Source organism: Lachnoanaerobaculum sp. OBRC5-5 (assembly GCF_000296385.1).
Taxonomy (GTDB): domain Bacteria; phylum Bacillota; class Clostridia; order Lachnospirales; family Lachnospiraceae; genus Lachnoanaerobaculum.
The window spans coordinates 2,249,153-2,265,308 of the sequence record NZ_JH815185.1; the positions used below are offsets into that span (position 1 = coordinate 2,249,153).

Here is a 16,156-nt window from a genome sequence, read left to right on the forward strand (position 1 = left end):
GAAATAATTCTTGGGTTATGATTTGTCAAAATATGATTAATTAATTTTTGAATAATACAATAATATAAAGGATATACTTAAGGTATAAGATAGAAATTTTTAATTAATTGTGTTATAATGTTTTGCATTTGATTGACTACAGTTTATCAAGTCATTTAGGTAAAGTGTTTTACCTTTATGTCGGATTGCTTTACACAATGTTCTCGCAATCCTCAAAAATATCAAAGGTTTATTAGGAGGATATTTTGGAAAGAGAAAGGTTAAAGTCCAGGCTCGGGTTTATACTCATTTCAGCCGGATGTGCGATAGGTATCGGTAATGTATGGAAGTTTCCATATATGACAGGAAAAGGTGGTGGCGGTGCTTTTGTACTGTTGTACTTGTTATTTTTGGTTATGCTGGGATTGCCTATAATGACTATGGAGTTTTCAATAGGGAGAGCTGCAAGAAAGAGTCCGGTGCTTGCATACCAAAAGTTGGAACCTGCCGGAAGTAAATGGCATATACACGGAATAGTGGCATTTATAGGTAATTATCTTTTGATGATGTTTTATACCACTGTAACAGGATGGATGCTTCATTATTTTTACCTGACTATAACAGGCAGATTTGAAGGTCTGGATTCGGACGGAGTTTTAAATGTATTTAATACAATGCTTTCACAGCCTTCCATCATGATCTTTTGGATGGTGGTGGTAGTAGTTGCAGGTATGTTTATAGTATCAAGAGGACTTGAAGCGGGACTTGAGAATATTACAAAAATAGTTATGGTTACACTGCTTGTGGTAATGATTATACTTGCAATAAATTCATTCTTCTTAAAAGGTGCTGCAGAAGGACTTAAATATTATCTTGTACCGAACATAAGCAGAATAGAAGAAACAGGTATAGGTAATGTTATAACCGGTGCTATGAATCAGGCATTCTTTACATTAAGCCTTGGAATAGGTGCAATGCTTATATTCGGAAGTTATATAAGTAATGACAGAAGTATGCTTGGAGAGTCTGTGACAATAGTTATACTTGATACTTTCGTAGCTATAGTTTCAGGACTTATTATCTTCCCGGCTACATTTACATATGGTGTGGATCAGACATCAGGCCCTGCACTTATATTTATCACCTTGCCGAATATCTTTAATAAGATGCCTCTTGGAAGACTATGGGGAAGTTTCTTCTTTATATTTATGTCATTTGCCGCATTCTCTACAGTACTTGCGGTGTTTGAAAATATAGTTTCATGCGGTATGGACCTTACAAAGAAGTCAAGAAAACAGGTAAGTCTTTTTAATTTGATATTAATAATAGTACTTTCATTACCATGTGTATTAGGTTTTGGTGCATGGGCATTTGATTGGCTAAAGCCTTTTGGAGGAACAATACTTGATCTTGAGGATTTCCTTGTAAGTAATATTATTTTGCCGCTCGGTTCCTTGGTATATCTACTGTTTTGTGTAAGCAGATACGGATGGGGATGGGATAATTATCTCAAGGAGTGTAATAAGGGTGAAGGTCTTAAGATGAAGAACTGGATGAGATTCTACCTTACATTTATATTGCCGATAATAGTATTATTTATATTCGTATTTGGAATATATGATAAGTTTTTAAAATAAGAAATAAAAGAAATCAGCCATAAACTGTTAAAGTTGAGGCTGATTTTTAATTTATTAAGAATATTAGCACTCAAACCTTGACACTGCTAATAAAAAGTGGTATAAAACTTCATAGTTAAGTTTATAAACATTTAGGAGGAATACAAAATGAAGTTAGTACCTTTATTCGATAGAGTAGTTTTAAAGCAATTGGTTGCTGAAGAGACAACAGCATCAGGTATTGTACTTCCGGGACAGGCAAAGGAGAAGCCTTCACAGGCAGAGGTTGTTGCAGTAGGTCCGGGAGGAGTTGTAGACGGAAAAGAAATAAAGATGCAGGTCAAGGTTGGCGACAAGGTTATTTATTCCAAGTATGCAGGCACAGAGGTGGAGCTTGACAAGGAAGAATATATCGTTGTAAAGCAGAATGATATTTTGGCAGTAATTGAATAATAATTTTATATAGATTAGACGGAGGTAAATATGGCTAAGGATATTAAATATGGCGTTGAAGCCAGAAAAGCATTGGAAGCCGGTGTAAATAAGCTGGCTGATACAGTTAGAGTTACATTGGGACCTAAGGGAAGAAATGTTGTACTTGATAAATCATTCGGTACACCTCTTATCACAAATGACGGTGTAACTATTGCAAAAGAAGTAGAGCTTGAAGATGCTTTTGAGAACATGGGTGCACAGCTTGTAAAGGAAGTTGCTACAAAGACAAATGATGTGGCAGGTGACGGTACAACAACAGCTACAGTTCTTGCACAGGCAATGATAAATGAAGGAATGAAAAACCTTGCGGCAGGTGCAAATCCTATAATTTTACGTAAGGGAATGAAGAAGGCTACAGATGCGGCAGTAGAGGCTATTGCAAAGATGAGTGAGCCTATAAAGGGAAAAGACCAGATTGCAAGAGTTGCAGCTATATCTGCAAGTGATGATGAGGTTGGAAGCCTTGTAGCAGATGCTATGGAGAAGGTAACAAACGAGGGTGTTATCACTATTGAAGAGTCAAAGACTATGAAGACAGAGCTTGACCTTGTAGAGGGTATGCAGTTTGACAGAGGTTATGTTTCTGCATATATGTGTACAGATATGGAGAAGATGGAAGCAAATCTTGATGATCCGTATATACTTATTACAGATAAGAAGATTTCAAATATTCAGGACATCTTACCTGTACTTGAGGAGCTTGTTAAATCAGGACAGAAGCTTCTTATTATAGCTGAGGATGTAGAGGGTGAGGCTCTTACAACTCTTATAGTAAATAAGCTTAGAGGAACATTCAATGTTGTAGCTGTAAAAGCTCCGGGATATGGTGACAGAAGAAAAGATATGTTAAAGGATATCGCTGTTCTTACAGGCGGTACAGTGATCAGTGAGGAACTCGGACTTGAACTTAAGGATGCTACACTTGCAAGCCTTGGTCGTGCAAAGAGTGTTAAGGTTCAAAAAGAGAATACCGTTATCGTTGACGGACAGGGTTCAAAGGCTGATATTGACAACAGAGTCGCTCAAATTAAAGCACAGCTGTCAGAAACTACATCCGAGTTTGATAAAGAGAAATTACAGGAAAGACTTGCTAAGCTTTCAGGAGGTGTAGCAGTTATCAGAGTCGGTGCGGCTACAGAGACTGAGATGAAGGAAGCAAAGCTTCGTATGGAAGATGCACTCAACGCTACAAGAGCGGCTGTTGAGGAAGGTATCATTGCAGGAGGCGGTTCAGCTTATATCCATGCAAGTAAAGAAGTTGAGAAGCTTGTAGCTACCCTTGAAGGTGATGAGAGAACAGGTGCTAAGATTATACTTAAGGCACTTGAGGCACCGCTTTTCAGAATAGTAGAGAACGCAGGACTTGAGGGAAGCGTTGTTGTAAACAAGGTAAGAGAGTCAAGTGAAGGTGTAGGATTTGATGCTTTCAGAGAAGAGTATGTTGATATGGTTAAGGCAGGTATCTTGGACCCTGCAAAGGTTACAAGATCTGCACTTCAGAATGCAAACTCGGTTGCATCTACACTTCTTACAACAGAGTCGGCAGTAGCCAATATAAAAGAAGACGCACCTGCAATGCCTGCAGGCGGCGGAATGGGAATGATGTAATTAAAACTTTATAAAAAAGTTTATAGGGCATACCTTGGAAACAGGGTGTGCTCTTTTTGTGTTTAAAGTTTTAAAAATTATGCAATAAGCTGTACTTAGAAATTGTTAAAGTAATATTGTATAAAATAAAGGACATAATTTCGTTATTGTGCATAATATATTTTTGGCTGAATGAAGAATATAATTTTATTAAAATGTATTTGAGCAATAGAGAACTTTTGTTGGAGTTTGTATTTTGCACATAAGGAGGAAAAATGAAAAGAATATTTAAAATTTCTGTTATTGGCTTGATGGCTGTATCTATGTTATCTATGAATGCCTGCGGTAAAAAAAGTGAAGATTTTGAACAAAAAGTAGAAGCTACAAAAAAAGTTGAATCAAATTATGTTGTAGATTCAGATACTTATAAAGAATTCTCTGTTGGAAAAGTAGAGAACGGCATATATACAAATAAGATGTTCAATATAAAAGTTAACGGAAAAGAAAATAAGTATAATTTTGAAAATGATGATTCAATCAAAAATCAATTCGGATTTAATGATTCAGACAGATCTGATATTGATTCGGTAAAAGAGGTATTGGATAAGGGTGATGCCTTTGTAGATATGTATGCGACTACACCAAAAAATAAAAGGGCTGTTTCAGTGATGATCCTTAAGTCTGATTCAGACCTTGATACTTTTTTAGATAAACAATTATCGGATTTAGATCCAAGTTTAGATGCGAGTAAGACGACTGTAAATGTCCTTGGAAAAGAAGTTAAAGGCATAAGATACACAATAAACGGAAAAGATTCAAAAGTATATCAGAAACTTGCCTTTATAAGAAGAGGAGAATATGTAATGGTTATTATCTCCGGTGGAATTTATGCAGCCGCTCCACAGACAGGTTTTGATTCAATTGAAATATTGGACAATCAGGAAGAATTAGAAAATGCGGAAACAAAAGACAATTCAAATGAAGTAATAAGTACTGCTGAAAGTACAGAAACTGCAAGTGAAGATGTAGAAGTACAAATAGGTGAGATAGAAAATAATATTTATACAAACAAAATGTTTGGATTATATTTTGACGGAAAGTCAAATGATATGATATTTGCGAATAAGGAAGAGGCAAATAAAAATTTCTATGATACAGGAAAAAATGAATCTGATATTAAAGCGGTAACAGAATATCTTGATACGGGCAAAAAATTTGTGGATATGCATGCCGTAAGTGAAAAAGGTTCTGTAAGTGTAATGATAAAAAAGGAAGAAAATATAAAAGATACAGATACTTATGCGGACAGAGCTGTAGTAGGAATAAAACAAGGTATGGAGAGAATGGGAATGGAGGTTGAAACACAAAAAGGCAGTGGTGAGTTCATAGGTGAAACTATGCCTTATGTAACTGTAAGAGCGACCGATAATGGAAATACAGCATATCAAAAGATTGTATTTCTTAAAGTAGGAAATTATGTTGCGGAGATAACATCATATGCAGACAGTGAAGAAGGTGCAAGTAAATATATAGATATGTTTACAAAACTTGAGAAATAATATTTACTAACCTAAATTATCTTAAATAAAAATTAATACAAATCCTAAAGCTTTTATATGTTCCGGTTTGTATTTTGCACATGAGGTGGAGTCTATGAAATGAACCTTAAAATTAGTAATTATATGGTTTATTGCAGTAATTATATTACTGATTTCAGGTTGTAGAAATAATTTAAAAAATGTAGAAAATTTGGATTCAGAACATCAGGATTTAAAATACTCAGATACGGAATATTCAGATGATTATATTGGAGAAGTACGTAAAGATGTATATATAAATGAAATGTTTCAGTTAAAACTTAACGGTAAAATACATAATATGTATGTGCTCGGCAGAGAAGAAATAGAAGGTATGAAAGAATACTCGGATACGGACTCTACACAGATCGGTAAAGATAAGAGAAATTATATAAATGATATGGAAGCCTTAGATAAGTCAGATGCAAACAGATATGTCGGTATAAAGATATATAGAGAAATCGAAGAAAAAGGCATGGAAAAACATATTGAAGCTGAGCTCCAAAAACAAAAAAAGAATATGAAGGAGAATATGATAATGCTGAAGTGAAATTGTCAACGCAAACATTGTCGGATAAAGAAGTACAGAGCATAGATATTCGCTTAAACGGAGAAAGAATAGAATATGCTGAAAGTATTTTATATATGAAAGTTGATGATTATTTTATTGAGATAAAAGTTGAGGGCAAAGACAGCAAGGATATTCAGGAAGTTTTGAGTATGTTTGTAGCTCCGGATTATGAAGAGCATGTAGAGCCAAAATATATTTTTGATTTAGATGCAAATGTAAAGTTCACCGTCGGTGAAATTGAAAACGGTATATATACAAATAAGATGCTTAACTTAAAAGTTGACGGTAAAGCTAATAATTTAAGGTTTAGAAATGATGAGGAAATTAAAAAGAAGTTTGGATATAATGATTCTGACAGAGCAGATATAGAGTCTGTAAAAGAGGTTTTAAATAAAGGTGATTATTTTGTAGATATGCATGCTACTACACCTGATAATAAATTAGCTATTTCAATATTTGTTTATAAATCCGAATATGATTTGAATACATTCCTTGAAAAAGAACTTAATAAACTGAAAAAAGACTTTGATTCAAAAAAGAAAACAATAGAGTTATTTGGAGAAGAGGTTCCGGGTATAGAATTTAAAAAGGTTTATTATGACGGAACAGCAACCATAGATTTAGCATTTATAAAAAGAGGAAAATATATAACCATTATTTCTTCAGGGGGAGAATATTCATCGGCACCAAAAGACGGATTTAAATTAATTTGAAGTATTAGATAATAAAGTTGAGATTGATAGTGATGAAGTGACTGATTCTTCAGATAGTATAAATGAGAATGATGAGAGTGCGGAAATTGTTGATAATGATTTTAAGTTTTCTATTGGTGAGATAAACAACGGTATTTACATAAACAAGATGTTCGGAATCAGATTTGATGAAAAATCACTTGGCATGAAGATAAAAAGTAGGGAAGAAGAAAATGATAGATTTTATAGTACCTATGAAAAAAAGTGGGATATTGATGAGGTATTGGAACTTCTCGAAAGTGGTGATAGATATTGTAGATATGCGTGCAGATATTGAAAATGGAGGTATATTAGTTGTTATGATAAAAAAGGAGGATATGCTAAAGGATCTTGACAGCTATATAAACAGGCAAGTGGTTGTATTCAAAGATAGATATGATATGAATGGTACATACGCAGAAGTAAAAAAAGATGAAGCTGAATTTTTGGGAGAAACCGGACCATACATAATTATACACATAAAAAAATATGGGCAGAGCTTATATAAAAGAGTTGTATATTTAAAAGTTGGGAATTATATTGCGGAGATATATGCATTTGCCGGTGATGAGTTATCAGCAAAACAAATGATTGATGCAATTAGTAAAATTGAGGAATAAAAATATTTGGAGGAGACTATGAAGAGAATTTTTAAATTGGGAATACTGGCTGCTGCTTTATCACTTTGTTTTTCAGGATGCGGTATAAAAGCAGGTAGAAAAACAAGTGAAACCGAAGAGTCATTTAAATCCGATACAAATAAAGAATCCGTTGAGGATACGACTGAGGTTAACGACTCTGAGGGTACTCTTGTGCTTGGAAGCATAAGTGATAAAGTTTATTCAAATAAGATGCTTGATATAAAGTTTGATATAAGCAAAACAGGTCTTGATTTTGTAAGCGATGAAGGACTTAAAAATATGGGAAATGACGGCATAGAAAGATCGGATGTAGCTGCCGTAAAGAAGCATATTGAAGACGGCAAATCATTTATAGATATGTTTGCAGTCGACAATACCGATACTACAAAGAGAATCAGTGTTTCGTTGGCAAAAAATAATGTGTTAATGCCTATGGACGAATATTTGGATGCACAAAAAGAGATAATGGAAAGTCAACTTAGTAAAGTCCCTAAAGATCAGCTAAAAAGTTCAGAGGTAAAGAAATCGGATGCATATTTTCTCGGTAAGGAATTATCATGTTTGGATATTTATGTGGATACAACAGTTGCAAAACAGTGTCAGAAATATCTCTTTGTAGTAAAGGATGATTACATGATGATTATAGTATCAAGTGGAAAGGATGAAAAAGAGGCACAGGCCGGACTTGATTTATTTCAGAAATACGAATAAATCATATTAAACCTAAATTATCTTAAATAAAAATTAATACAAATCCTAAAGCTTTTATATGTTCTGTCTTGTATAATCAGTACGAAAAAAGTTATATAAAACGGAGGACATTATGAGAAGAAGTTTTAAATTGGCGGTATTGGCTATAGCATCGGTATTGGCTGTAACCGCATGTGGAGGTAACAAAAAGGCTGAAGCAACAGTGGGAAGTGAAAGTGTTTCTGAAGCACAAAGTAAAGAAACAAGCGCAGAAGCAGCTACTGAAGAAAAGAAAGAAGAAAGCAGCGCAGAAGCTTCAAGTGAAGCCGATATCCCTGCAGAGGATTTTGCAGGAGTTACTGCAGATAATGTTTATACAAATAAGGCTTTGAATTTGAAGTTTGATGCCACAGCCAATGATATGAGAATAGCAGATCAAGCTGAGCTTGAAGCTATGGGAATCCAGTCTGAAGGAAAATTGGAACTTTATGCTTACAACAATAATTATACTAAAATAGCTATGATAGGCATATTGGATGAAGGTACAGATTTAAAGACCTATATGGATGAGTATATTGAGACAACAAAGAAAAATAATGAATCCTTAGGAAAGGATGCTTTAAAGATTGAAAGCACTACAACAAAATTAATGGACAAGGATGTACCTGCTATAGTTGCAGATTTAACTATGGGTGGAGTAACTCAGTATACAACTCAGGCTTTTGTTGAGGTTGGAGGAAGAATATATACAATTGCGACAATAACAACAAATGCTGAAGAAAGCTCTAAAGGACTTGATATGTTTACAAAGGCGGAGTAAACATTATTTATAATAAAAGGCATACCTTGATAAAAAAGGTGTGCTTTTTTGGTTGAACAATTTATTTTTATTTTAATAAGTGATATACTCAAATAAAAAGTATATTTTGTACTATGGAGGAAAAATGAAGAAGAATATTAAACTTATAATGGCGGGTATTGTAGTTTTGTCTGCTCTTTCCATAACTGCTTGTGGAGGTAACAAGGCCGATAACAAAGCTGAAAGTAAGACAGAGAGTTCTGTTGCAAGTACTGTAGAAAGCACTGCTGAGCGCGCAAACAATGAAGATATGAACGGTACATATGACGGCAGTATATATACCAATAAAGTGTTTAATATAAAGTTTGATGCTAAGTCTGTAAATATGGAGATGGTAAGTACCGAGGATCTTAGTGATATGCAAAAAAAGACACATGATGATACATTAAAAATGTATGCACATGACACTGCAAACAGCAGCTCTGTATTATTCGGACTTGTAAATATAACCTCGGATTTAAAGGCATATATAGACGGAAATATAGCGAAAATCAATAAGGATAGTGAGGGTGCGGGAGATATTAAGGCGGAAAGTACAACTATAAAATTTTTGGGTCAGGATGCTCCTTGTATAAATGCAAAGTTAACCGCAAACGGTGTTACACAGTATCATACACAGGTGTTTTTAGAGTCGGGAAAGGATGTATCAGTTATAGTTATAAATGCTAAAGACGAAAAGGTTGTTAAAGACTGTTTGAACGCCTTTACAAAAGCGCAGTAACTATGTTTTGGGATAAGATAAAAGATGCTTTTTCATCTAAAAAAAGTATTGATAATAAAGAAAATAAATCGGTTGAAACAGTTAAAAACAGATTTACCATGTTGGTAAAGAGCTGTAAAGATACGGGAAGTATAGTACTTGAAGGATATGTGCAAGGTACGGTAAGTAAAGAGGAAGTAACCGTACTTTTTAAAAGCGGTAAAGTATCTCATCTTAAAATTGCAAAGATTACAGACGGTGCAGGAAATGATTTGGAAGTAATAAAAGATTCGTATGCAAATATATGGTTTGAACATATAGACGAGTCGGATGATTTTAAATACGCTTTACTTACAAATATAGAATTTCAGATAGAATCCGATGTGAATAAGGCGGTGGAAAATCCATATATACTTGGGCTTTTATATGAATATGATAATTACTATAAGGATGAAGATTTTGTAAATCTATTTTTCCGTGAGATGGTAAGTGCACATTATCTGTTGCCCATACATATGTCGGGAGATTTTAAGGGCAGCGGAGAGACTGTTTTAAAAAAAGGTACAAAAATAAATATTTACGGTATAAATCTTGAAGGTGGAGTAACTGCACTTCTGGTATTTACAGACTGGGCTGCTTTGAAAAATTGGGCGGATAAAGGACCTGCAAACTGGAAACGGGAAACAATCATTGTAAGATTCCCCGATATTTTAGGATGTTTAAAGAATGACGGTGGATTTATTATTAATCCTTACGGTCCTACGTCTTTTTATATGAATCAGGAAAGTATCAACCGTATAGTTAATTCACCGGGGTATCAAAGCCAATTTGGAGAGGCAGTTATAGAAAAAAAGGTTACAAAAGCCGGTGAGGAAAATCTTTTGGTGTATCCCTCAGATAATGAAGAAGTATCAGCTATAAAAAAGAGATTAATTGCCTTTGGAAATGCTCATAGAGAGATAAAATTAATAGACATGATGCTTAGGGTGGATGAGACAGGTACAAAATCATATCTTATAATAATGGATATAGATGATGAAGATGTAAGAAAATACTATAAGAGTGTTTATGAGAGCTGCAGAGATTTGCTTAGAGAAGTGGTATATCTGGATTTTGCCACTTTAAAACAGGCAGATTTTGCAAGTAATATGATGAAACAAGAGCCTTTATATAAAAAGAATTAGGCTAATTATTAATGATTACAGAAGAGAGTTTAAAAAAATATTTACATTTTAATCACATTGTTGTAATATCTTATCAGAATTTAGTCACAGATGGATTCTAGAATACTCGGGAATTATTTATTACACGGAGTGATGACAATGAAGAAAAATATTTTTATACCTATATTGTTTTTATCGGTTGTGATGACTGCATGTAGCGGCAAAACTAATGCCGAGACAACTGCCTCTCAGGCGGAAACAACTGTAGCCAATACTACTACCGAAGTACCTACTACAGAGGAAACCACAACACAGGCCGAAGTTATACAGGAAGAGACACATGCCGAAGATGATATACAATATTACAGAGGCAGAAAAGAAGATTCAGTATATACAAATGAAGTTTTTAATATCAGGTTTGATGCGCCTGCAAATAATTACAAGATGGAAAGCAGAGATAATATCGCTCAGATGAGAGATATTTTTATAAAGCAAGCCGGTATGACACAGGAAGAAGCGGATGAAAGTATATATATGGATTTATACGCTACCAGTGAGAACGGTACAGGGGTCAGCAATGTAAATGTTGTCATAGAAAAGATGGGTACACCTTTTGAGACTGAAACCGAATTGGAAAATGTTGTAGCCAAACTCCAGGAGCAGTACAAAGCTTCAGGTATGGTAAATGTCAGTGTGGAGAGTGCCAAGGCAATGTTTAACGGTAGAGAAACCATAGCAATGAGTGCTACGGATACAAGCGGTGATTATACCGTGTACAGAAAGCAGATCTATATAAAGTCCGGAAACTTCATGGCAATTATTACAGCGAGCAGTACTTCTGAAGAAAAAGCACAAAAGGCTTTGGATGCATTTACATCATTGAAGTAAATTTTAAGAGTATAGTTTATATAAAAATATAGGCTATACTTTTTTTATTGCTTTAATTTATCGATGTAATGGTTTAAAATAAAAAGGTATTCTTTTAGATTAAGAGGGATAAAATGAAAAGATGGCAGACTTCAGAGTCCATAACGGTCGGGTTGTTCTTGGCACTTTCCGGAGGATTTATGGATGCTTATTCATATATAAACCGTGGAAAGGTTTTTGCCAATGCCGAGACAGGTAATATTATACTGATGACATTAAAGATATGTGAAGGAAAGTTTTTAGAATCGGTAAATTATATTATACCTATAACATCCTTTGCCATAGGAGTGGCTATATCTGAAATAATAAAGCGTAGAAAAGAAAAAATTGATATGATACATTGGAGGCAGATTCCTTTACTGCTTGAAATAGCAGCATTTATAGTTGTGGCATTTTTGCCGCAGGATATGAACCAAATTGCCAATTCCATAATATCTTTGGTATCGGGAGTGCAGTTTGCCACATTCCCTAAAATAAGAGATGTTGTAATAGCAACTACAATGTGTACCGGAAATTTAAAGAGCGGAACGCAGAATCTTTATCGTGGAATCAGTACCGGTGACAAATTGTCTTTAGAGAAGGGTTTATATTATTATATATGTATATTGATATTTATAGCCGGTACCGCTTTAGGATATTTTGCAGTAGGGCTTTTTAATGAAAAGGCTATTTTGATTGCGGCAGGAATGCTTACAATGATTTTTTTAATGATGTTCAAGGAATTTGAAAATTGATATTTGAAAGGGGTTTTTATGTATTTTGCAAAGGAAGACAGATATGAGAAAATGAAATATGCTTATTGTGGGAACAGCGGATTAAAATTGCCGTTGGTATCTCTTGGACTCTGGCATAATTTTGGAGACCATTCCAATCTTGAAAGTATGAAGGATATTTTGTTTACAGCTTTTGACAACGGTATCACTCATTTTGATCTTGCAAACAACTATGGTCCGGCACCCGGAAGTGCCGAAAAGAATTTCGGAATTATATTAAAAGAGGATTTTGGAAAGTACAGAGACGAGATGATAATCAGTACAAAGGCCGGATATACAATGTGGGACGGTCCTTACGGAGATTTCGGCAGCAGAAAGTATCTGATAGCAAGTATTGATCAGAGTTTAAAGAGAATGGGACTTGAATATGTGGATATATTCTATCACCACAGAATGGATAAGAATACACCGCTTGAGGAGACCTGTGGTGCTTTGGCGCAGATAGTAAACAGCGGTAAGGCATTATATGTAGGAATTTCAAACTATGACGGAGAGACTTTGGAGCAGGCTGCAAAGATTTTGGATGAGCTTAAAGTTCCTTTTATAATAAATCAAAACAGATATTCAATCTTTGACAGAACTGTTGAAAATAACGGTTTAAAGGATATGGCAGGCAAATTAAAGAAGGGTATTATATCTTTCAGTCCTTTGGCACAGGGACTTTTGAGTGACAGATATCTTAACGGTATACCAAGTGACAGCAGAGTAGCAAACGACGGAAGATTTTTAAATGAGAATAATCTTACGGAGAAGAAACTGGAAGCTATAAGAAAATTAAATGATATCGCAAAAGAGAGAAATCAAAGTCTTGCACAGATGGCACTTTCATGGGTACTTAAGGATGATGTTATGACATCGGTACTTATAGGTGCATCCAAACCTTCACAGGTACTTGATAATATTGCAGCTATAGAAAATACTTCATTCAGTGAAGAAGAATTAAAAAAGATTGATGAAATCGTAAAAGCATATGAATAGGAAAATTCTTATTAAGCTTTTTATTTCAACGCTTTATTTGAGTGCATTCACCTTTGGTGGCGGCTATGTCATAGTTACTTTGATGAAGAAAAAGTTTGTGGATGAGTATCATTGGATAGAAAATGATGAGATGCTTGATTTGGTAGCTATTGCACAGTCGGCACCGGGAGCAATTGCAGTAAACGGAGCCATAGTGGTCGGATATAAGATTGCAGGAATTTTAGGAGTTATTGTGGCAATAGTCGCCACTGTCATTCCTCCTTTTTTAATAATTTCTATTATATCAATGTTTTATATTTTGTTTAGAGAAAACAGATATATTGCTTTTATGCTTGAAGGTATGCAATCGGGAGTGGGTGCGGTAATTGCTTCTGTAAGTTTTCAGATGGGGGTAGGTGTAGTAAAGAAAGGCTTTTTTAATATCCTTATAATGTTGGCTGCCTTTGTTTTGAATTTTTATTTTAAAGTTAATGTGATATATATTATATTAATTTGCATTTTGGTTGGAATTATAAAGACCTTTATATCAAAAAATGTGGAGAAAAGTAAATGATTTACCTAAAATTGTTTATAAGTTTTTTAAAAATAGGCGCCTTCAGTTTTGGTGGAGGTTATGCGGCAATGCCTATCATTCAAAGTGAAGTGGTAGATGCATACCATTGGCTTACACCTGAGGAGTTTACAGATCTCATTACCATATCTCAGATGACACCGGGTCCTATTGCAGTGAATTCGGCTACCTTTGTAGGTATCAGAATAGGCGGTATACCGGGTGCAATAGTTGCCACTTTCGGTTGTATACTTCCGTCAAGCGTACTACTTATTTTTCTTTCATGGATGTATATGAAATATAAAAAGCTCACAATACTGCAAACAATACTTTCCGTATTAAGACCGGCTGTGGTAGTTTTGATTGCAATATCGGGAATAAAGATATTACAGTCAGCATTCGGATTTAACGGATTAAAAATAGATGATATCAGGCTACATATGGTTTTTATATTCGGTATATCTTTAGTACTTTTGGTAAAGTATAATAAGAATCCTATATCGGTAATGCTTCTCTCGGGAGTATTGAATCTGTTCTACAATATAATATTTCAATAAAGATAGGGGCTGCTGCAAACATAAATGTTTGTCAACAGCTCTTTTATTTTAAAAAGAATAAATTTTCGTTAGTATTGAAATTTTTATCTATTGCAATTGTGGATTTCTTGATTGATAATTAACTTGCAGAGTGTTATATGTGAAAAAACAAAGAATTGGTTTAGGGAGCAAAAAAATGATTAACAGGCTTATCAATGAACTTATGGCTTACGGTATGCGAGAGTATCTTGTGGATGAAGATGACAGAGTATATGTTACAAACCGATTGCTGGATCTTTTCGGTCAGATAGAGTTTGAAGAAGAAGAGGTGACTGAGGAAAGAGCGCTTGTGGATATACTCTCCGATATGTGTAAGTTTGCCTATGAAAAGGGTATTATTGAGGATGATACCGTAACAATGACAGATCTTTTTGATACAAAAATTATGGGACAGCTTACTCCTATGCCTTCAACCGTAAGAAGAATGTTTAAAGAGATATATCATATAAGCAGTAAACTGGCTACTGATTATTATTATAAATTCAGCAAGAGAACGAATTATATACGTACAGACAGAATTGCAAAGGATGAAAAGTGGGTTACCGAAACGGAGTACGGACCTATAGATATTACTATTAATCTTTCAAAGCCTGAAAAGGATCCGAGAGATATAGCCAAAGCAGGACAGGCAAAGAAATCAGGATATCCAAGCTGTTTGCTTTGTATGGAAAATGAGGGATATGCAGGACATTTCTCGCATCCGGCAAGACAGAATCTTATATTAATTCCTATCTCTCTTGACGGAGAGGATTATTTTTTACAGTACTCACCATATGTGTATTACAATGAGCATTGCATAATATTTAATAAACAGCACAAACCTATGAAGATAGATAAGGCGGTATTTAAAAAGCTTTTAGAGTTTGTAAAGCTGTTTCCGCATTATACTGCAGGATCAAATGCGGATCTTCCTATAGTGGGAGGCTCTATTTTAAGCCATGATCATTTCCAGGGCGGCGGCTATGTGTTTGCTATGGCAAAGGCGGGGTATGACAGAAATTTTGTGATTCCCGGATATGAGGATATTAGAGCAGGTATTGTAAAATGGCCTATGTCGGTTATCCGACTTCAAGGTAAGGATATAGACAGGATTGTGGAGGCTTCCGATCATATTTTATCAAGCTGGAGGGCTTATACCGATAAGGATGCATTTGTATTTGCAGAAACTGACGGAACTCCTCATAATACAATTACACCGATTGCAAGAATGAATGGAGATTTGTATGAGATAGATCTTGTACTTAGAAATAATATCACAACTGATGAAAGCCCATGGGGGGTGTATCACCCAAGTGCGGATCTTCATCATATCAAGAAGGAGAATATAGGTCTTATTGAAGTAATGGGACTTGCGGTACTTCCTGCAAGACTTAAAAAAGAAATGGCACTACTTGAGGAGTATATTCTTTCAAAAAAGGATTTAAGAAGCAGTGAAGAATTGGAAAAGCATGCGGACTGGGTAGACGGATGGATTGATAAATACAATATCAATTCCGAAAATATTCACGGTATTGTACAGGATGAAATCAGCAAAGTTTTTGTAAAGGTTTTGGAATGTGCGGGTGTTTATAAGAGAACGAGTGAAGGTCAGGAAGCATTTGACAGATTTGTAAAAACTTTATAATCCGGAATACTTTATAAATCATTAAGTTTGTTGTTATAAACTATAGTTGTAAGGCATTGCACTGATAAGATATAATTAGTGCGATGCCTTACATTTTTA

At 34.7% G+C, this 16,156-nt stretch carries 18 protein-coding genes; all 18 read left to right on the forward strand.

Features of this window, described 5'->3' with window-relative positions; genetic code table 11:
• The first annotated feature begins 245 nt into the window (after nucleotides 1–245).
• The 18 genes from HMPREF1135_RS10450 (at nucleotide 246) to HMPREF1135_RS10525 (ending at nucleotide 16,057) form a co-directional block, all read left to right on the forward strand.
• Entirely contained in the window at nucleotides 246–1,616 is a 1,371-nt protein-coding gene (locus tag HMPREF1135_RS10450) for a sodium-dependent transporter (protein WP_007594993.1), read from the forward strand.
• Between the two features lie 147 nt (nucleotides 1,617–1,763).
• Complete coding sequence (locus HMPREF1135_RS10455; RefSeq protein WP_007594995.1) at nucleotides 1,764–2,048, forward strand: co-chaperone GroES; 285 nt, start codon at nucleotides 1,764–1,766, stop codon at nucleotides 2,046–2,048.
• A 30-nt stretch (nucleotides 2,049–2,078) separates the two neighbouring features.
• Nucleotides 2,079–3,698, forward strand: a complete 1,620-nt coding sequence (gene groL, locus HMPREF1135_RS10460) for a chaperonin GroEL (RefSeq protein WP_007594998.1) — start codon at nucleotides 2,079–2,081, stop codon at nucleotides 3,696–3,698.
• Nucleotides 3,699–3,952: 254 nt separating this feature from the next.
• Entirely contained in the window at nucleotides 3,953–5,236 is a 1,284-nt protein-coding gene (locus tag HMPREF1135_RS10465; RefSeq protein ID WP_007595000.1) for a hypothetical protein, read from the forward strand.
• Between the two features lie 190 nt (nucleotides 5,237–5,426).
• Nucleotides 5,427–5,804, forward strand: a complete 378-nt coding sequence (locus HMPREF1135_RS10470; RefSeq protein WP_007595002.1) for a hypothetical protein — start codon at nucleotides 5,427–5,429, stop codon at nucleotides 5,802–5,804.
• Nucleotides 5,805–5,806: 2 nt separating this feature from the next.
• Nucleotides 5,807–6,538 (forward strand): hypothetical protein, encoded by a 732-nt coding sequence (locus tag HMPREF1135_RS14190; RefSeq protein WP_242824855.1) that lies wholly within the window; start codon nucleotides 5,807–5,809, stop codon nucleotides 6,536–6,538.
• Between the two features lie 37 nt (nucleotides 6,539–6,575).
• On the forward strand, nucleotides 6,576–6,854 hold the full coding sequence (locus tag HMPREF1135_RS14195; RefSeq protein WP_007595006.1) for a hypothetical protein: 279 nt from the start codon (nucleotides 6,576–6,578) through the stop codon (nucleotides 6,852–6,854).
• On the forward strand, nucleotides 6,838–7,176 hold the full coding sequence (locus HMPREF1135_RS14200; protein ID WP_242824856.1) for a hypothetical protein: 339 nt from the start codon (nucleotides 6,838–6,840) through the stop codon (nucleotides 7,174–7,176). Before HMPREF1135_RS14195 ends, HMPREF1135_RS14200 begins: the two co-directional genes overlap by 17 nt.
• A gap of 18 nt (nucleotides 7,177–7,194) precedes the next feature.
• Nucleotides 7,195–7,908, forward strand: coding sequence for a hypothetical protein (locus tag HMPREF1135_RS10480; protein WP_007595009.1), 714 nt, complete (start codon nucleotides 7,195–7,197; stop codon nucleotides 7,906–7,908).
• A 112-nt stretch (nucleotides 7,909–8,020) separates the two neighbouring features.
• Complete coding sequence (locus tag HMPREF1135_RS10485) at nucleotides 8,021–8,707, forward strand: hypothetical protein (protein WP_007595010.1); 687 nt, start codon at nucleotides 8,021–8,023, stop codon at nucleotides 8,705–8,707.
• Between the two features lie 124 nt (nucleotides 8,708–8,831).
• A complete protein-coding gene (locus HMPREF1135_RS10490; protein WP_007595011.1) occupies nucleotides 8,832–9,467 on the forward strand; it encodes a hypothetical protein in 636 nt (211 codons plus the stop codon).
• Between the two features lie 2 nt (nucleotides 9,468–9,469).
• A complete protein-coding gene (locus tag HMPREF1135_RS10495; protein WP_007595012.1) occupies nucleotides 9,470–10,630 on the forward strand; it encodes an SseB family protein in 1,161 nt (386 codons plus the stop codon).
• A gap of 138 nt (nucleotides 10,631–10,768) precedes the next feature.
• On the forward strand, nucleotides 10,769–11,497 hold the full coding sequence (locus HMPREF1135_RS10500; RefSeq protein WP_007595013.1) for a hypothetical protein: 729 nt from the start codon (nucleotides 10,769–10,771) through the stop codon (nucleotides 11,495–11,497).
• 113 nt (nucleotides 11,498–11,610) lie between these two features.
• Nucleotides 11,611–12,270 carry a YoaK family protein gene (locus tag HMPREF1135_RS10505; RefSeq protein WP_007595014.1) on the forward strand — a complete coding sequence of 220 codons (660 nt, stop codon included), beginning with the start codon at nucleotides 11,611–11,613 and terminating at the stop codon, nucleotides 12,268–12,270.
• A gap of 18 nt (nucleotides 12,271–12,288) precedes the next feature.
• Nucleotides 12,289–13,287 (forward strand): L-glyceraldehyde 3-phosphate reductase, encoded by a 999-nt coding sequence (mgrA, locus tag HMPREF1135_RS10510; protein ID WP_007595016.1) that lies wholly within the window; start codon nucleotides 12,289–12,291, stop codon nucleotides 13,285–13,287.
• Complete coding sequence (locus tag HMPREF1135_RS10515) at nucleotides 13,280–13,840, forward strand: chromate transporter (protein ID WP_007595018.1); 561 nt, start codon at nucleotides 13,280–13,282, stop codon at nucleotides 13,838–13,840. Before mgrA ends, HMPREF1135_RS10515 begins: the two co-directional genes overlap by 8 nt.
• Nucleotides 13,837–14,394: a chromate transporter gene (locus HMPREF1135_RS10520; protein WP_007595020.1), complete on the forward strand. Its 558-nt coding sequence runs from the start codon at nucleotides 13,837–13,839 to the stop codon at nucleotides 14,392–14,394. The genes HMPREF1135_RS10515 and HMPREF1135_RS10520 overlap by 4 nt, the downstream gene beginning before the upstream one ends.
• A 175-nt stretch (nucleotides 14,395–14,569) precedes the next feature.
• A complete protein-coding gene (locus HMPREF1135_RS10525) occupies nucleotides 14,570–16,057 on the forward strand; it encodes a UDP-glucose--hexose-1-phosphate uridylyltransferase (protein WP_007595022.1) in 1,488 nt (495 codons plus the stop codon).
• Nucleotides 16,058–16,156 lie beyond the last annotated feature (99 nt).